The organism is Actinomadura sp. K4S16 (assembly GCF_008327685.1).
GTDB lineage: Bacteria > Actinomycetota > Actinomycetes > Streptosporangiales > Streptosporangiaceae > Spirillospora.
The window spans coordinates 1-17,975 of record NZ_BDDE01000019.1 but is presented as its reverse complement, the minus strand read 5'-3'; the positions used below and the strand labels follow the sequence as shown (position 1 = coordinate 17,975).

General features: G+C 69.7%; 14 protein-coding genes. 6 read left to right on the top strand and 8 right to left on the bottom strand.

Annotated elements, in window-relative coordinates; genetic code table 11:
- Positions 1-15: 15 nt before the first annotated feature.
- The gene (locus K4S16_RS30145) at positions 16-1,425 is read right to left on the bottom strand and encodes an MFS transporter (protein ID WP_235037169.1); all 1,410 of its coding nucleotides are present in this window, start codon (positions 1,423-1,425) and stop codon (positions 16-18) included.
- Between the two features lie 91 nt (positions 1,426-1,516).
- A complete protein-coding gene (locus K4S16_RS30140; protein ID WP_149262457.1) occupies positions 1,517-2,200 on the bottom strand; it encodes a hypothetical protein in 684 nt (227 codons plus the stop codon).
- A 356-nt stretch (positions 2,201-2,556) separates the two neighbouring features.
- Between K4S16_RS30140 and lpdA the strand changes: the two genes are divergently transcribed.
- Positions 2,557-3,960 carry a dihydrolipoyl dehydrogenase gene (lpdA, locus tag K4S16_RS30135; RefSeq protein ID WP_149262456.1) on the top strand — a complete coding sequence of 468 codons (1,404 nt, stop codon included), beginning with the start codon at positions 2,557-2,559 and terminating at the stop codon, positions 3,958-3,960.
- 88 nt (positions 3,961-4,048) lie between these two features.
- On the opposite strand, the gene K4S16_RS30130 is transcribed toward lpdA, so the two are convergent.
- Entirely contained in the window at positions 4,049-4,651 is a 603-nt protein-coding gene (locus K4S16_RS30130) for a hemerythrin domain-containing protein (protein ID WP_149262455.1), read from the bottom strand.
- A 67-nt stretch (positions 4,652-4,718) separates the two neighbouring features.
- Positions 4,719-5,957, bottom strand: coding sequence for an FAD-binding oxidoreductase (locus K4S16_RS30125; protein WP_149262454.1), 1,239 nt, complete (start codon positions 5,955-5,957; stop codon positions 4,719-4,721).
- 134 nt (positions 5,958-6,091) lie between these two features.
- Between K4S16_RS30125 and K4S16_RS30120 the strand changes: the two genes are divergently transcribed.
- Positions 6,092-7,615 carry a CdaR family transcriptional regulator gene (locus tag K4S16_RS30120; RefSeq protein ID WP_149262453.1) on the top strand — a complete coding sequence of 508 codons (1,524 nt, stop codon included), beginning with the start codon at positions 6,092-6,094 and terminating at the stop codon, positions 7,613-7,615.
- A 21-nt stretch (positions 7,616-7,636) separates the two neighbouring features.
- On the opposite strand, the gene K4S16_RS30115 is transcribed toward K4S16_RS30120, so the two are convergent.
- Together K4S16_RS30115 and K4S16_RS30110 are read right to left on the bottom strand one after the other, a co-directional pair.
- Complete coding sequence (locus tag K4S16_RS30115) at positions 7,637-8,191, bottom strand: hypothetical protein (RefSeq protein WP_149262452.1); 555 nt, start codon at positions 8,189-8,191, stop codon at positions 7,637-7,639.
- Complete coding sequence (locus tag K4S16_RS30110) at positions 8,188-8,526, bottom strand: PadR family transcriptional regulator (protein ID WP_149262451.1); 339 nt, start codon at positions 8,524-8,526, stop codon at positions 8,188-8,190. The genes K4S16_RS30115 and K4S16_RS30110 overlap by 4 nt, the downstream gene beginning before the upstream one ends.
- A gap of 534 nt (positions 8,527-9,060) precedes the next feature.
- On the opposite strand from K4S16_RS30110, the gene K4S16_RS30105 reads away from it, so the two are divergent.
- A complete protein-coding gene (locus K4S16_RS30105; protein ID WP_149262450.1) occupies positions 9,061-9,609 on the top strand; it encodes a hypothetical protein in 549 nt (182 codons plus the stop codon).
- A 239-nt stretch (positions 9,610-9,848) separates the two neighbouring features.
- Here K4S16_RS30105 and K4S16_RS46840 read toward each other — a convergent pair whose 3' ends face one another.
- Together K4S16_RS46840 and K4S16_RS30095 are read right to left on the bottom strand one after the other, a co-directional pair.
- A complete protein-coding gene (locus tag K4S16_RS46840) occupies positions 9,849-11,069 on the bottom strand; it encodes a DUF5753 domain-containing protein (protein WP_149262449.1) in 1,221 nt (406 codons plus the stop codon).
- Between the two features lie 706 nt (positions 11,070-11,775).
- Positions 11,776-13,074, bottom strand: a complete 1,299-nt coding sequence (locus K4S16_RS30095; protein WP_149262448.1) for an XRE family transcriptional regulator — start codon at positions 13,072-13,074, stop codon at positions 11,776-11,778.
- 154 nt (positions 13,075-13,228) lie between these two features.
- Here K4S16_RS30095 and K4S16_RS30090 point away from each other — a divergent pair, with 154 nt between their 5' ends.
- The 3 genes from K4S16_RS30090 to K4S16_RS30080 form a co-directional block, all read left to right on the top strand.
- The gene (locus tag K4S16_RS30090; protein WP_149262447.1) at positions 13,229-13,714 is read left to right on the top strand and encodes an ATP-binding protein; all 486 of its coding nucleotides are present in this window, start codon (positions 13,229-13,231) and stop codon (positions 13,712-13,714) included.
- A gap of 143 nt (positions 13,715-13,857) precedes the next feature.
- Positions 13,858-14,697: a dimethylargininase gene (gene ddaH, locus K4S16_RS30085; protein ID WP_149262446.1), complete on the top strand. Its 840-nt coding sequence runs from the start codon at positions 13,858-13,860 to the stop codon at positions 14,695-14,697.
- A gap of 189 nt (positions 14,698-14,886) precedes the next feature.
- On the top strand, positions 14,887-17,975 hold a 3,089-nt coding region (locus tag K4S16_RS30080), incomplete at its 3' end, for a CHAT domain-containing protein (RefSeq protein WP_149262445.1).

The following is a 17,975-nucleotide window of genomic DNA, read 5'->3' as shown; positions in this document are numbered from 1 at the left end:
CCACCGGTCCCCACCTCACCCTCGCCGCGTCCCGGCGCCCACCGGTTCCGGGGCGTTCTCCTCCCCGGCCTGGTCGATCGGCACCCGGGCCGTCTCGGGGATCCTGAGGATCGGCAGCAGCGCGACCAGCGCGACGATCATCAGGTAGTAGGCCGGGACGTAGTTGGAGCCCGTGGCGTCGATCAGCGAGCCCACGAGCACGGCCGCCGTGCCGCCGAACAGCGACGTCGAGATGTTGTAGCCGATCGCGAAGGCCCCGTACCGCACCTTCGTCGGGAACATCGCCGGGAACGTCGCGCCGATCACCGCCAGCATGAGGACCAGCAGCCCGCCGATGATCGCGTAGCCGACCGCGACCCCCGCCGGGTCGTGCGTCTGCATCAGCGCGAACGCCGGCCAGGACAGCACCAGGAAGCCGGTCGCCGCGGCGACCAGCAGCGGCTTGCGGCCGACCCGGTCCGACAGCGCGCCCAGCGGCAGGATCACCGCCATCATCGCCGCCTCCACGCCGATCGTGGTGAGCTGCGATGTGGTGTCGTCCATGTCCAGGAAGTCGACGAGGTAGGACGGCATGAACGTCAGCAGCGTGTAGACGGCGACGTTCAGCAGGACCACGATCCCGATCAGCCTCAGGATGGTGCGCCAGTGGTGCTCCACGGTCTCCTTGAGCGGCGACCGGGCCTTCCTGCCCTCCGCCTCCATGTGCTGGAAGGTCGGGGTGTCCTCGATCCGCGTCCGGACGTAGAGCCCGACGGCGCCGAGCGGCAGCGCGATCAGGAACGGGATGCGCCAGCCCCACTCGTGCATCGCGCCCTCGCTGAGCGCGAGGTCGATCCCCAGCACGAGCCCGGCGCCCAGGATGTAGCCGCCGAGGGTGCCGAACTCCAGGAACGCGCCGTAGAACCCGCGCCGGTTCGTCGGCGCGTACTCGGCGATCATCGTGGCGGCGCCGCCGTACTCGCCGCCCGTCGAGAAGCCCTGGACGAGCCGCACGGCGAGCAGCAGCAGCGGCGCGGCCATCCCGATCGTGGAGTACCCGGGCAGCACGCCGATCACGAACGTGGAGCCCGACATCAGGATGATGGTGGCCGCCAGCACCCGCTTGCGGCCGAGCCTGTCGCCCATGGGCCCGAAGAACAGCCCGCCGAACGGACGGGCGAGGAACGCCGCCGCGACCAGCGCGAACGAGCGCAGCGTGGCGCTGCCGCCCGCGTCCTCCGGGAAGAACACCGTGCCGATGATCGCGGTCATCACCCCGGCGCTGAACACGCCGAAGTCGAACCACTCGATGCAGTTGCCCATCGCCGAGGCGATCACCGCCTTGCGGACGGCGCCCTCGTGGGGCTCCGCGCCCTCCGGCGGGCCGGCGCCCTCGCGTCCGCGTCCCGGATCCGCTCCCTGCCGCGCGTTGGTCGAGTCGTCCACGGCCGACCTTCTGCCCGAAGATCAGCGGAAGTAACACCGGAGTGAGGCTCCGCTGACGGTGCGGCAGAAGGCCCTGGTCACGCCTTCGCGGTCACGCCTTCCGGGACTTGCGCGGTGTGCGCGCGGTGTCCTCGTCGTCGTCCGCGGCGGTCCCGTTTCCCGCGTCGCCGGCGCCGCCGAGGAGGTCGTCCGGCAGCGACGGCAGGACGGTCGTGCGCTGCGGGTCGCCGCCCAGCGGATCATCGTTTCGCGCGCCGCCGCTGCGGGGCGGGGCCTCGCTCCGGGCGGACGGCTCGCCGGTGCTCCCCGGGTCGCCCGGCAGCTCGTCGGTGCGCTGCGGGTCGCCGCCCGACAGCTCGTCGGTGCGCTGCGGATCGCCGTCCAGCAGTTCGTCGAGGGTGGTGGTGGCCTGCGGGTCGGCCGGCTCGTCGAGCAGGTCGTCCTCGGGGATGGCGACGAGCGCCTGCGTCTCCTGCGCCTCCCGCGTGATCACCCCGCTGGCGAGCACGGTGTTGCGGTGCCGCAGCGCGCCGTTCTCGCGGAGCAGGTTGTCGTTGTCGGAGCGGGCGCGGGCGATGCGGCGGCTCAGCCGGACGTGCACGAGGAGGCCGCCGGCGGCGGCGCCGAGGACGAACCCGGCGACCGGGAGGCCGACGGCCGGGGGCGCGAGCGTGGCGACCAGCGCGACGACGACCAGCGCGACGACGACCGCAAGCGCGAGCAGGTGCTCTTCCACCCAGTCCAGGACGGTGTTGACGCGCTTGGGGATCCTCACTCGCCTTCTCCTCCACTCGGTTGGGAACCGGGGCGACGACCGGGCCGGGGCGCGGTGTTCCGGCGCCGTGGCTCCGCCGTTCCAGGGGACGCCGCCGGGCTCCGCGGCCGGGACGGCTCCGGGCTCGCGCCCCTTGCGCGCCGCCCTGTCGTTCGACGGGCTCCCGCGGATCGTGATCGGAGGGAGACCTTGCCGAAACCCTAACAGGATGTGACGGCCGCATCCGACCCGGCGCCCCCGCGCGCCGCCCCCGGACCGCCGCGCCGCCGTCCGGTGCGACCGCGCCGCGTGATGCCCCTCTCTGGTGCGCCCGCCGGGATGCGAGCACGTGGTCGCGGCGAATATCGTCCATTGATATGAGCGAACACTTTGACGTCGTGGTCCTGGGCGCGGGCCCGGGTGGTTATGTCGCCGCGATCCGGTCGGCACAGCTGGGGCTGAAGACGGCGATCATCGAGGAGAGGTACTGGGGCGGGGTGTGCCTCAACGTCGGCTGCATCCCCTCGAAGGCGCTGCTGCGCAACGCCGAGCTGGCGCACATCTTCACCCAGGAGCAGAAGACCTTCGGGATCAACGTCGAGGGCAGCGTGTCCTTCGACTACGGCGTCGCCTACCAGCGCAGCCGCCAGGTGTCGGACAAGCTCGTCAAGGGCGTCCAGTTCCTGATGAAGAAGAACAAGATCACGTCCTATGACGGGCGCGGCACGTTCACCGACCCGAACACCCTGCAGGTGGCCCGGCAGGACGGGTCGAGCGAGACGGTGACGTTCGACAACTGCATCATCGCGGCCGGCGCGCACACCAAGCTGCTGCCGGGCACGTCGCTGTCGGAGCGGGTCGTCACCTACGAGGAGCAGATCCTCAGCTCCGAGCTGCCGGGCAGCATCGTCATCGCGGGCGCGGGCGCCATCGGCGTCGAGTTCGCCTACGTGCTGCACAACTACGGGGTGAAGGTCACGATCGTCGAGTTCCTCGACCGGATGGTGCCGAACGAGGACGCCGAGGTGTCCAAGGAGCTGGCGAAGCGGTACCGCAAGCTCGGCGTGGACGTCCTCACCTCGACCCGGGTCGACGCGATCGACGACTCGGGCGAGAAGGTCAAGGTCACCGTCACCGGCAAGGACGGCGCGCAGCAGGTGCTGGAGGCCGACAAGGTGCTCCAGGCGATCGGGTTCCAGCCGAACGTGGAGGGCTACGGGCTGGAGAAGACCGGCGTCGCGCTGACCGAGCGCGGCGCGATCGACGTGGACGGCCGCTGCCGCACGTCCGTCCCGCACATCTACGCCATCGGCGACGTCACCGCGAAGCTGATGCTCGCGCACGCCGCCGAGGCCATGGGCATCGTCGCCGCCGAGACCATCGCCGACGCCGAGACCATGGAGCTCGACTACGTGATGATCCCGCGCGCCACCTACTGCCAGCCGCAGGTCGCCTCGTTCGGCTGGACGGAGGCGCAGGCGAAGGAGCAGGGCTTCGACGTCAAGACCGCGAAGTTCCCCTTCAGCGCCAACGGCAAGGCCCTCGGCCTCGGCGAGGGCGAGGGCTTCGTGAAGGTGATCAGCGACGCGAAGTACGGCGAGATCCTCGGCGCGCACATGATCGGCCCCGAGGTGACCGAGCTGCTGCCGGAGCTGACCCTGGCGCAGCAGTGGGACCTCACCGTCAACGAGGTCGCCCGCAACGTGCACGCCCACCCGTCCCTGGGCGAGGCCATGAAGGAGGCCGTGCACGGCCTGGCCGGGCACATGATCAACCTCTGATTCCGGCGCTCCGGCGCTACGGCGCGAGGCCGCCGCCACGGTTCGTCCGTGGCGGCGGCCTCGCCGTTTCTCTAGGGTTCTTCCGGGGTCAGGGCCAGCGCTTCAGGGCCCGGTAGGCGGGCTGCCACTGCGTCTCGAACGCGGCGCGGGCCGGTTCGGGCAGGACGGCCAGCGAGGTCGCCACCGTCGCCTCGTCCGCTCCGTCGAGGATCCAGGGGAGCACGCGCGGGCCGTTCGGGCCGACGTGGCGGCCGTGGGCCTGGCCGAAGTTCTGGAACTGCTCCAGGGTCAGGGTGGCGTCGAGCAGCGGCAGGGCCTCCTTCTCCTCGTGCGCGAGGTGCGCGGTGAGGGCGGTGGCGAGGGCGTCGACGAGTTCGCCCACGGGTTCGGCGCCCGTGTCGATGGCCTCGATCAGGGGGTCGACGGCGGCGTGCTCCGCCTCCATCGCGTCCAGGAGGGCCAGGTCGTCGCCGCGGCCGTCGAGGGCCTTCCGGACGACGGGCCAGAGGGCCTCGTCCTCGGCGGTGTGGTGGGCGTGCAGGGCCGTCTTGAACAGCTCCCAGCCCGCCGCCGCGGCGAGGAGGCGGCGGGGGTCGTCGTCCTCGCGCGCGGTGACCTTGGCGAGGTGCTCCAGTTCCCTCCTCAACGCGTCGTGCATGGCGTACATCAGGGTCCAGTCGTATTCGCTCATCGTTCCTCCTTCACCGCATTGACGGAGCGGCCGGAGGAAAGGTGACGAACCGGAGAGAACCGGGGGGTCAGCGGAGCGGGTCGAACGGGTCCAGCTCGCGGGGGCGGCGGCCGGTCGCGATCATCTCCGCGAGGAGGCTCCCGGTGGCCGGGCCGAGCGTGATGCCCCACATGCCGTGGCCGCCCGCGGCGAAGACCCGCGGCGACCGGGTGGCGCCGATCAGCGGGAGGCCGTCGCGGGTGCAGGGGCGCGACCCGACCCACTCGTCCTGCCGGGCGTCCAGGTCGGCGCCGTGCAGCAGCGGGCGCGCGGCCTCGGTGATCGCCCTGATCCGGCGCGGGTCGAGCGGCGCCTCCGGGCGGCGGAACTCCATCATCCCGGCGACGCGGAGCCGGTCGCCGAGCGGCGTGCACGCGACCCGCTGCGCGGGGAAGTACACCGGGCCGTCCGGGACGCGCTCCATCGGCACGCTGAAGCTGTAGCCGCGGCCCGCCTGGACGAGCGCGCCGACGCCGAACCGCCGGGCGAGATCGCCGAGCCACACGCCGCTCGCGAGGACCACCGCGTCGAACGCCTCGAAGTCGCTGCCGCCCGTGCGGACGGCCACGCCGCCCGGCTCGTCGCGGATGTCGGTGACCTCCACCCCCGCGCGGATCTTGCCGCCGCGGTCGCGGACGGAGTCGGCGAGGGCGTGCACGAACACGCCGGGGTTGATGAAGCGCTGGCCGCGCAGCAGGATCGCGGCGCCGATCTCGTCCGAGAGCGCGGGCTCCACCCGGCGCGCCTCGTCGCCGGTCAGGACCTCGTACTCCAGTTCCTGGCCCGCCGCGCGGATGTGCTCGATCTCCTCCAGCAGGACGCGGCGCTCGTCCGCCGTCCGGTACGCGGCGAGGAAGGAGCCGGCATCGTTCGTCTCCGCGCGGACGCCGCCGTCCAGCAGGGCGTCGAAGCTCGGCAGCGCCCGGCCGTTGATCGGCACCAGCGCCTCCATCGCGCGCCGCCACCGGGCCGCCGTGCTGTTGCGGGCGAACCCGGCGAGGAACCGCAGCAGGCGCGGGTTCGCGCTCGGCGGGACGTAGACCGGCGACGACGGGCTGAGCACCGCGCGCACGCCGTAGGAGAGGACGGCCGGTTCGGGAAGCGGGGTCGCCAGGCCGGGGGTCAGCCACCCGGCGTTGCCCCAGGACGCTCCGGCCGCGACGTCCCGCCGGTCGAACACGGTGACGTCGTCGCCGTGCTCCTGCAGGAACCATGCGGTGGACAGACCGACCATGCCCGCCCCCACGACGGCGACTCGGCGCGCCATGACCTCTCCTCTCCTTCGTGAATCACGTCACTTCGATGGTGATGCGTCCGCCCGCCGATGCCCCTGTCGCATTCGGCCAATCTGGACGACGACCATGATGCGAAGCGCACAATGGAGGAAAGGGAGGAGAACGCATGATCAGCGTGACCGGCCTGGTCGACGCGCTGGGCCCGGGGCTGCTGCGCCTGGTCGCGCCCGGCCGGGACGCGCAGGTGCACGACGTCGTGCTGGCCGAACCGGGCGAGGCGGCCGGACGGCCGGGCGAGATCGTCCTCGGCGCGGGCGTCACGGACCCGGCGGGCGCCGTCGCGCTCCTGGAACGCGCAGACGCGGCGGGAGCGAGCGGCGTCGTGCTCAAGTCGCCCCTCGCCGGGGCCGCCGAGGTGGCGGCCGCGGCGCGCCGCCTGGAGCCGGCGCTCATGGAACTCCAGCGGGACGCGTCCTGGACGCACGTCATCTGGCTGGCGCGCGGCGCCATCGACCGCGCCGCCGCACCGTTCCCGGGACCGTCCGGACCGCGGGACGACCTGTTCGCCCTGGCCGACACGGCGGCGGAGATCGCCGACGCCCCGGTGACGCTGGAGGACGCGCGCTCCCGCGTCCTCGCCTACTCGGGCCGCCAGGACAGCACCGACCCGGCCCGCGTCTCCACGATCGTCGGCCGCCGCGTCCCGCCGCAGGTCATCGCTCATCTGCGGGCCTCCGGCGTGTTCCGCAAGCTGGCCCGGTCGAGCGCCCCCGTCCTCGTCCCCGCGGGACCGGACGGGATGCTGCCCCGCCTCGTCATCCCGGTCCGCGCCGGCGGCGAATGGCTCGGCTCGATCTGGGTGGTGGCGCGCACGCCGATCCCCCCGGACCGCGTCCTGCGGCTGGCCGACCTGGCCTCCGTCCTGGCCCTGCACCTGCTCCGCCTCCGCGCCGAGGCCGGCGTCGCCCGCCGCGTCTCGGCGGACCAGTTGCGCGCCGCGCTCCAGGACGGCTCCCAGCCCGTCCCGGCGCCGCCGCCCTGGCGCGTGGCCGTCCTCGGCAACCAGGCCGAACCCGAGGACATCCGCCAGCGCCTCGACCTGTGGGACGCCCTGACCCGCCGCTACGGCTGGCACCGCCCCCTCCTCACCGACCTGGCCGGCACGGTCTTCGCGGTGGTGACGGAGCCCGGCCGCGACACCGCCGAGTCAGGCACGATGCCCTGGCTGCGCGACGTCCTTTCCCGCGCCCGCGCGCACGACCGCACCCTCTACGCGGCGGCGGGCGGCCTGGCCCGCTCCCCCGCCGACCTCCCCCGCTCCCGCACCGAGGCCACCGAACTCGCCGCGCTAGTCGCATCCGGTCGCCTCACCCCTGGAACGGCCCTCCTGGAGGACGCCTGGGAGGCCGTAGTCGTGGAACGCGCAAGAAAGGCCGTCGGCACCGACCTCCTGGGCGGCCCCCTACCGGCCTTGCGCGCCCACGACGAGAAGCACGGAACGTCCTACCTCCCGACCCTCGCCGCGTGGCTGGACCACTACGGCGACCCCAAGGGAACGGCCCAGGCCCTGGACGTCCACCCCAACACCCTCCGCCACCGCCTACGCCGCATGGCAGAGGTCACCCCCGTAGACCTGTCGACCCCCCAGAAACGCCTGGCCCTCCGCCTCCAACTGACCACCCTCGAATAGCCCGCAAGTCGGCTGGAACGGTCATTCGGGAGTGGGCGACGTTCCCGATGCGGGTGCGGGCGGCTGCGGCCGAGAGGCCTCGAAGGGGGTTCCGTCAGGCAGGAACTCGTGTTTCCACAGCAGTTCCCGATCGGATCGATCGGGTCCATAGCGCCGCGCACGCCAAAGTATTAGAGCGATCCCTAGCGTCTGGACCATGGCCGCGATGGCGATCCTGCGGATGGAGTAGCCATCCCACAGCATCAGCGACAACACGAACACCCCCCACAACAGCGGCAGGCGTACGGAGGCCCACTGGCTCAAGATGTCATCCCGGACCCACCAGCGATACTTGTACGGAACGCGCTTGCCCCGGAGACGGTAGGCAAGAAGGTGGCGCAGGGGAGGGCGCACGCGGTGTCGGGTGGCCAGCCCGCCGCGGATGACGGCCCATGATTCCCGCAGCGTGGGTGTGGAGCGTCCGGGTTCGGCGGCGTCCAGAAGCGTGCCCAGCAGTTCGGCACCGCGGATCTCGCGGTAGTGGCGCGGGTAGGCGCGCAGCAGAAGGCGGCAGCGGTTCTCGTACCGAGTGCTCATGCCAGCTCCGGGGAGATGCGGGGCAGGGAGAGGCGAGATCGGGCGCGGGCGGCCAACGCGGCGCGGCGCTCGGTCTCGGCTTCGACGGCTTGGCGGCCGGCTCCGGTGAGGGTGTAGTAGCGGCGGAACCGCCCGTCCACGACCTCCTCGCGGTGGACGTCGACCAGACCCTCGGTGCCGAGCCGGTCCAGGGCGGTGTACAGGGTGCCCGAGGCGAGTTTGATCCGCCCCTCCGACAACTCCCCGACCGCGCTGATGATGCCGTAGCCGTACAGAGGTTCAGGGGCGAGAGCGAGCAGGATCAGGTAGCTCTGCTCCCGCATCGGTCGACTCATACGGCATATATATCGTCTAACTACATGTCTCGTCCAGCTAGGACCTGAACGATGGACAAGTTCAGCAGGCCGGACCGCTGCGCCTGCGAGCCCGCACAGGGACGCGTCGAAACAGGCGCAGCCGTGGGCCGCTTGGCCGCTCTTTCGGATGTCAAGGCCCCTCGGGGCCATTTCGCATCAGACCGGCACGTGTTCACGAACCGGCTTTCTCACCTCTCCCCTATATTCCTACTTCCGCTCTCTGGGCACATTTTCGGTGAACCGTGAGTTAATTCGCGACCAATGACAGGAAAGCGTCTCACGCGAGCGTCACGCGGCAGTGGCGGGCTGTGGACGCGCCGTCACGCACTATCGTTCACCTGGGACGAAACCTTCGTCCGGCAGTGGAGTCGATAGTGCCGGAGATCCCATTGATTAATGGTACCCGAGGCCCTGGGGTGGGTGGATTTCGCTCTCGATAATCGACGTGCCGTCGATCGCCCGCGCCCTCCGGGAAACGCGTGGCGATCATAGATACGTTCGAGGAGAACAAGCGTGTCGATGAAGAAGTTCGTGCCGCTCGCCGCTGCCGCGCTCACCACGGCGGGCCTGGTGGCGGCCGCTCCGGTGGCCTCCGCCTCCCCGTCCGGCGCCGGCGCGGGGACCGGGAAGGTCACCGTGGCCAAGGTCGGCAAGCCCAAGTACATCGCCTATGCCACCTGCAAGGCGAAGGGGCGCTGGGGGAAGGGCTACATCAAGACCGACGGCAAGCCGACCAAGAGCCGCCCGCTCGTCACGGTCGTCGAGTGGGGGTACGCCATCCAGAAGACCAAGGGCAACCACAAGAACTCGATGGTCAGGTCGCTGCTGGCCGTCCATGAGAGCACCGGCAAGTGGCGCCTGTCCGGCGGCCCCGGCTACACCGGGAGCAACGCCGTCGAGGACAGCAAGTGGCACAAGGGCAAGCTGGTCCAGTGGACCTCCATCGGCCGGGGCCGCATGGGCGAGAACGCCATCGAGTTCTGGTTCGACTTCGACAAGGGCACCGGCGGCCACTGCGACGCGCCGCTGATCCGCTACACGCAACTCAAGCCGATCAAGTAACCGGACGCCGACGGCGGGGCCGGCACCTGCGAGCCGAGCCCCGCCCCCGGCCCTGCCGCATGGCGCGTTGCGCACTGGCACATCGCGCAGAAGGCCGCTGCTCGCCCAGCCACCTGACCACCATCAACCAGGCCATCCTCACCCTCGCCCCCCACGCCAATGGAGGTTGGAGTCAGCTCATTGAAAATAGGCGAACCGAATCATTTGTATGCACCAGAAAGCCCCGTCGCCGCCGCAGGTCACATATCAAGAAGATGCTTGAGAAGCTCGACGGTGCGCTCCGGGGTCGCACTGTCGACGCACAGGCGTTCCATGGCCTGCAGGTAGCTGTCGACATCATTGGGTTTATCCAGGTACATTTCGCCGGTGAGGGTCTCAACGTAAACCACGTCCGGCAGTTTCTGCTCGGGTCGAAAAATCGTGAAGCCGCCCCCCTTGGCCTTGTGGCCTCCGACCCTGAACGGCATGATCTGGATGGTGACGTTGGGCAGTTTCGACATCTCGATGAGGTGCTCGAACTGGCCCCGCATCACTTCAGGTCCGCCGATGGGGCGCCGTAGCGCCCCCTCGTCCACCACGGCCCACAGGCGCGGCGCGTCCGGGCCCGTGAGGCGTTCCTGACGTTGCAACTGCAGTTCCACTCGCTGGTCGATCTCGTGTTCGGCAGCTCCGTTGCCGCTCAGGCGTATCACCGCACGCGCATACGCCTCCCACTGCAGTAGCCCTGGGACCAACTGCAGTTCATATGTGCGGATCAACCCTGCAGACTCCTCCAGACCCATGAGCGTCTGAGGTTCAATGGATAGGACGCCATCTGCGTTGCTACGGGAGGTTTCGAAGTGATCTAGAAGCTGTTCAAGATGCTGGCAACGACGTTCGGCCTCGGTGGCGCGGCGACGGGCGTGGTCCAGCTGGCTGGTGATGTCGATAATCTCAGCCTCGAGACGGTCACGCTCGGCTTGCATGGCAGCACGGTCTGCGTCCCACGCGACCTCCAGCCCATCGTGGCGGCGAATGCGTTCGGCAAGCTGCTCTTCCAGCTGCGTAGCATAGCGTTCAGCCGCACGCTGGCTTACGACTGCGATGTGTAGCTCGTCGCGGACCATCCGCACTCGGTACCCCTGCGGATGAGCAACTTGCAGTGCCTCCATTTGCAGCGCGGCCAGGTGGGCGCGAACTTCAGGGGATACCTTTTGATCCTTCTCAGCTTTGATAGCCAACAGACGATCTAGAAACGCTTGGTCTCCGGGAACGCGAGTACCACTGAGGTAGCGTGAAATAGTCCCCTTATCGAAGTGATAGGTGTGGGCAAAGCGATTCTGTGACATCCCCACCTGAAACCACAGCATGCGCAGCGCTTCGGCCCATACCCGTATCTCCGGGCTGAGCCTAGGGTCCAGGGGCTTCAACCTGCCCGAGGTTGACGGGTCAGATGCGTACCGGGAGACGATGTCGGCCATGCGTCCATCATCGGCGGCCGCACCTTCAGTGTTCCACTCGATTCACTAAGCCAACGTTGCCATCTTCCGCAACACCCCCTCGAAGTGGTCGTTGCGACATGGTGCAACAACCACCCGGGCTGGCTATCTGGATCTAGTCGGCGCCACAGCGGCGCCGGGACCTGGACACAGCGAGGTGGCATGCAACATCCAGAACTCCCTCCCGACCGGCACAGGCTCTTCGACTGGTGGTACGGAAGCCCAACGACTTGTCGGCTCATCGTGCGGGTACTGCTGATGGTTAATGTGATGCTGAGTGGTGGCATCACGGGCATGGTCGCTGCCTTCGTGGTGTGGCGATGGGGCGGATCGTCTGCGGCGGGCGCTCTCATCATGGGAGCCTCGGTCTCTGTCGCCGTTACAGGAGCGGCCGCCGGGCTGATCTCCTTTATTCGGGCCAGATGAGGCCGGGCATAGCGTAAGGAAGGGAATGAGTACTGGCCTGCCCTGGACTCCAGCAGGGCCGGCGGACTGAGCGCATGGAGTCCGACAATCACCGCCTCGCACACGAGGATGGAGGTTGTGGCATGAAGGCCTATTGGACCGTTGCCGCCCGGCACGACTCCAAACTCCTGTTAGACGATCCAGAGCGGCGTCACTGTCGTGCTGCCCTCACACAGCTCAGGGAGGAGAGACATCCCACGACTCGGCTTCGGGCTGCGGTCTGTCAGGTGACGGTGGTCAGTGCGCGCAGCTCTCGTGCCGCAGGCAGGGCACGCGCCCGCTCGGGGAGTGTGTGGAGGATCTGGGCGGTCATGCGTCGGCGGGCGGGGCTCACTGGCAGGTCCTGCAGGGTGGTGAGGGTCTGGGCGAGCCCTGCGTCGACCTCTCCGCTGTGGACGGCGCCCATTGCCTCGATGACGTCGAGGTTGGCGATCGGGCCGAGGGTTCCGGATGGGTAGAGGCTGCGGGCGTCGTCCACGGCTTGGCGGGCCTTGGCGTCCCCCATCAACGTGTAGATGTACGCCTCGTTCCAGCGGAAGCGCGCTTCGCTCCACCCGAAGGTGGCCGGGTCCTCCGTCACCGAGTCCGGCAGGTTCTCGAACAACTCCGAAAGGTCGTTCATCGTCTTGCGGGCGGCTTCCCTGTCTCCGTGCTCCGCGGCGACGCTGGCACGCACGGCGTAGGCCCTTGGCAGGCCACCGCTGGGCCTTCCATCAGCGATCGCGATGGCCTCGGCCGTGCGGGCTCTTATCTCCTGCGGTGAGAGCCCGAACCAGAAAGCCTCCTCGGCTTCGCGCGCCCGAATCCAGACCTGGAGGTCGCGGTCGCCGGAGGCGTCGGCGGCCCGGCGCGCCGTCCCCCACGTCAGGCGGGCACCCCTCCGGTTGCCTATGTCACCGAACTCGATCGCCAGCAGCGACGACAGCCCCGCGCTGATGCGCAGCAGGTCTGAACGCGGCGCGTCGCCGCGATTGAGGAGTTCGCCGATGCCGATGATGTCGGCGGTCAGGTCGTTGATCAGCGAGCCGACCGGCTGGCGGTTGATGAGAAAGCCGTACTCGCGGATCGCGCTCTCCCATTCCTCCAGGTCGACGGGCCGATCGAGGGCGCGGTCGATGCTGGAGAGGATCTGCTCCAGGGCTCCGGGAGGGATCGCCGTTCCGGCGCCCAGGGCGGCGAGTAATTGGAGTGCTGCGCGGCGTTTCACGTCGTCGGTCCGATCGTCGGGAGTGGCGCTCGGTTCTTTGGTACCCGTCGGGCAAACGGGCGATTCCTGGCCGAAGAGGTCCTTCTCCTCAAGACCGAACGCAGTGGCGTAGGCGGAGCCCCAGTCGGACGGGAAGACCTCGCCTTTCTCGTGCCGGTTGATCTGCCGGGAGAGGTTCTTGACCTGGCTCGCGTCCGGGTGGTCGATCCCGGCGGCGGCGTAGAGGCGGCGGGCGGCTTTGAACGGGCCCCAGCCGCGTGCGCGGCGTTCGGCTTCCAGGCGTACGGCCCATGGCGGGCGCGGCTGTTCAGTCACGGGGGCACCCTTCGACCGGAGAGGCGCGAGCGGACTTGTGTCCCTCCTACGGCCCCATTGTCGCCTTTCTCGGTCCGTGTGCGCGCGGTTTCACTGAGTTACGCGGGACATTCGCGTCCCGCGCTCGGAAGCGGGACAACGGAGGTCGAGGCGCATGGACGGCCGTATCAGCACACTGCTGCGGCGGGGCGGCATCACGCGGGCGAGGCGGGCGCGGACGTATGTATGGGGGTTGTCCGATCGGGCGCCGGGGGCGGCGCGGCGGGCGGTGCGGGACGCGCTGGACGGGTGGGGCGTCGCCGAGGCCGACATCGATGTGGCGGTGCTGCTGACGTCCGAACTCGTCACGAACGCCGTCCGGCATGTGCGGGACGAGTTGCGGGCCGGCGGGGTGGTCAAGGTCCGGCTCCGGGTGATGGACGGGGTGCTGCGCGTGGACGTGACCGACCCCGAGCCGGGGCTGCCCCGGCTCATGGCGGCGTCCGACACCGACGAGGGGCATCGGGGCATGGCCATCGTCGCCGCGTCCGCCGACCGGTGGGGGTGGCACCCCGGGGCGGACGGCGGCAAAACCGTGTGGTGGGCGCAGGTGCTGGAGGTGCGCGGGTCTGGGGCGGCGGGCCGGGGCCGAGGCCGCTGAGCTGCGCAACGAATCGTGCACGAAGAGCCGGAAGACGCAACGAAGTACCAGGTCAGAGCAAGATTGGCGCATTGGATTGCGCGGCCTTCGTTCTTAGGCTTTCGCTGAGTCGATCCCCCCTTCGGACGTTCCTGGAGACACGTATGACCGTCATGCCGGCAATGGAGCCGACCGCCGTCCGGACCGCGCTGCGGAGGCACTACCTGATGTGCCGTCCGGAGCACTTCGCCGTCACCTACGCGATCAACCCGTGGATGGACCCGGTGGCCGGCGCCGAGGCGGCGAAGGCCGTGGCGCAGTGGGAGGAGCTGCGGGCGGCGTACCTCGCGCTCGGGCACGAGGTGAGCCTCATCGACCCCATCGAGGGGCTGCCCGACATGGTGTTCGCGGCCAACGGGGCGCTGGTGGTCGGCGGACGTGTGTACGGGGCGAAGTTCACGCACCCGGAGCGGCACGCCGAAGGGCCCGCGTACGCGAAGTGGCTGCTGGAGAACGGGTTCTCCGAGCTGCTGGAGCCGCAGCACACCAACGAGGGCGAGGGCGACTTCCTCACGCTCGACCACGTCATCCTGGCCGGGACGGGGTTCCGGACGGACATCGCCGCGCACCAGGAGGCGCAGGAGTTCCTCGGCCGCCCGGTGGTGACGCTCCGGCTCGTCGACCCGCGCTTCTACCACCTGGACACGGCGCTGTTCCCCCTCGGCGGCGACAACGTGGCCTACTACCCCGGCGCGTTCTCCCCCGGCAGCCGGGCGGTGCTGGAGCGGCTGTTCCCGAACGCGGTCCTCGCGAGCGAGGCGGACGCGGCCGTGCTCGGGCTCAACGCCGTGTGCGACGGGCGCAACGTCGTCATCAACGCCGAGGCGGTCGAGCTGATCGACACCCTGCGGGTCCACGGGTACGAGCCGCTCCCGGTCGACCTGTCCGAGCTGCGCAAGGCGGGCGGCGGCCCGAAGTGCTGCACGCTGGAGCTCCGCTCCTGAGCGCTGCCCAGTCGGCTACCCCCCGCCGATACCTCCGCCGAACAGTCGCGAGTCGGAACTGTCCACCTCCCCCATAATTTCGATCTTGTTTACGGGTGGCCGGTTTCGGTTGTGTGCGTTGTATTTGGCTGTGCTGGCGGTGTTGGCTAGTTAGCCTGTTGCGTCACGACGTTGTGGCGGGGGGTGGCCATGTCGGATCGCGTCCGGGTGTTCATTTCGTACGCGCACGATTCTGACGAGCATCAGGAGTCGGTGCGGGAGTTCTGGACATTGTTGCGCGCTCAGGGGATCGATGCGCGGTTGGATCTTCCGGCGGCGGAGGAGCGCCAGGACTGGCCTACATGGATGCGCACCGAGGTTCAGGCGGCCGACTTCGTCATGGTGATCGCGTCGCCGGAGTACCGGCGGGCGGCCGACGACGACGCGCCGCCAGATGAGCGGCGTGGGGTGCGCTGGGAGAAGCGGCATTTGATCAAGCTGCTTTACCGGGATTATCCGACGTATGTGAAACGGATCCTGCCCGTCGTGCTTCCCGGCCGTTCGAAGGAAGAAATCCCCGACTTCCTTGATGCTGAGACATCCTCATCTTTCGAGGTGTCTGAATTCACGGCGGCCGGGGTGGAACGGTTGGTGCGGTTGCTGACCGGCCAGCCGTACGAGACCGCGCCGCCGCTCGGGTCGGTGCCCACGTTGCCGCCGCGTTCTCAGCCGCCGTCTTCGGTGACGGGTCCTGCCCGTGTCGGCGCGGGGTTGGTGCATCAGGTACTGGTGCGGGTCGGCGTTGAGAGCGGCCGAGTCCGGTCCGAGACGCAGGTGGCCGGCGGTGTTCTGGGGGTGCGGGAGGGAGCGCTCCCGTTGGGGTTGGGCGGGGTGTGGAGAGCGCTGGGCGGCCCGGCCGCGATGGCGGAGCGGCGGTTGGCTGAGGCGGGCGAGGCGCTGGCCGGGGTGCTGTGGTCCGAGGAGACTGCGGCGCATCTGGAGCGGTTGGTGATGTCGTCGCCGCTGGGTTCAGCCGTCGATGTGGTATTCGAGCTGGATCGGTCGGTGGCGGACCTGCCGGTGGAGCTGGTGCGGCTGGCGGGTGCCCCACTGGTGACGATGTCGGCGGTGCGGGTGCGGCGGCGTGTGCCCGGTGCCGGTGGTGCGGTGGTGGGTCCGTTGCCGGGGCCGTTGAAGATCCTGGTGGCGGTTTCGGCACCCGACGAGGGCTCGACGCGCAGTGCCCCGTTGGACGTCGAGGCGGAGATGCAGGCGGTGCTGGACGCGGTCGCCGATGCCCACGAGCAGCATGGGGCGCAGGTGCGGGTGCTCGAGGTGGCCAGCTCCCAGCAGATCGCTACGGCCCTGCAAAAGGATCAGTATCACGTCCTGCACCTGTCAGCGCACGGTTCACCGACCATGGTGGAGCTGTGTGATGAGGACGGTCGCCCCGAACAGGTGGACGCCGCCGGGACGGTGGAGGTGCTGCGGGCGGGTGAGAACCCGCTGCCGCTGGTGGTGATCTCCGCCTGTGCCGCCGCGGCGGCCACCGGTGACGGAGGACCGGGCCTCGCTGAGCTGTTGGTGGAGCGGGGGGCGGACCGGGTACTGGCCATGCAGGCATCGGTCACCGACTCCTACGCCACCTCCCTGGCCGCACGTTTCTACAGTGCGCTGGCCGGCGATCCGTCCGTTACGCCCGCCCAGGCCCTGGGCCGAGCCCGCGCCGCCGTGGAGGCTGCAAGGCAGCGGATCGACCTTGCCAGTCGGCCACTACCGGAATATGGGACCGCCGTTCTGCTGTCGGCGGGCGATGACCTGCCGCTCCGCCTCGCGGGCGGGGCGGCGCAGCCGTTGTCGCAACCTACGCGGCCTCCGGCGGGTAGCAGTGTGGCGGAGTTGCCGCTGGGGGCACTGGTCGGGCGGCGGCCGCAGTTACGGACCACGATGACGGTTCTGAGGGGCGGGCCCCGCGCCCGTGAGTACGGGGCGGTGGCCGGAGTGGTGCTGACCGGAGTCGGCGGCATTGGTAAGACCGCGCTGGCAGGGCGGGCCAAGACCCGGTTGGGCGATGAGGGCTGGCTGACCGCTGTTCACACCGGTGTGTGGAACCCCTCCGAGCTGATCAACACGGTCGCCCAGGCCATGCGGGGGGAGACCGGGTTCGAGCAGGCCGTGCAGGTGCTGACCGACCCGGGGGTGGAGGACACTGGCAAGGTCGCGATCATCGGGCAGGTGTTGCGCCAGGTGCCGCTGCTGGTGGTGTTCGACGACTTCGAGCAGAACCTCACCGACGACGGCACTGCTTTCACCGACCCGGGGTTCGCCGACATCTTCACCGCCATGTGCGAACAGGCACAGCGCGGGAAGATTCTGGTCACATGCCGCTATCCGCTGCCGGACATGAGCCTGCTACATCAGGTGGCGCTACCGCCGCTCTCGACGGCCGAGCTGCGACGGATGCTGCTCCGCATGCCCAAACTCGCCACCCTGCCGCCCGAGGATCGTCGTGTCCTGGTGGGGGCGATCGGCGGGCACCCTCGGCTGATCGAGTTCGTCAACGCCCTGCTCAGCCATGGCCGCGGGAACCTGTTCGACGTCACTCGTAAACTCCGCGACCTGGCCACGTCCCAGGGCATCGTCCTCACCGGCACCCGCCCCCTCGCCCAGGCCGTCGACGAGGCCATGCTGCTGGGAACCCGGGACATCCTGCTGGGCCACCTCCTCACTCTGCTCACCGAAGAGCAGATCGAGGTCCTGCTGCAGGCTGCCGTCAGCACCGCACCGATGTCCCCCCTCGACCTCACCCGCGCGCTCCACGACGCTCCCACCCTTGACCGGCAACGCCGGGTCACCATCGCGATCCATCGGCTGACCGACCTCACCCTGCTGTCCCCCGCCCCCGACAGCGAGATCGTCATGCACCCCTGGATCGCCGCGGCAGCCAACCTGCACCAAGTCGATCAGTCTGATCAGTCCGACCAACGCCACCGCCGCGCGCTGGCCATGCGCAACGCGCGTTTCCAAGACGGAAGAGGCAGCTACGAGGATCTACTCGACATCGCGCGACATCACGCCGCGCTCCGGGAGTACGACGACCTCGCTGGCTACGCCTACCAAGCCGCCGTGGCCATCGCTGCCCAACTCGGGGAACTATCGGTCACCGCCTTCCTCGGCGAAATCATCCCGCTGACCCCACACGATCACCGCAGCCGACTCAGACTGCTCGACCGGGAAGCCACAGCACTCATCCGCACTGGCAACCTCCAGACCGCCGCCACCCGAGTCCACGCTGCTCT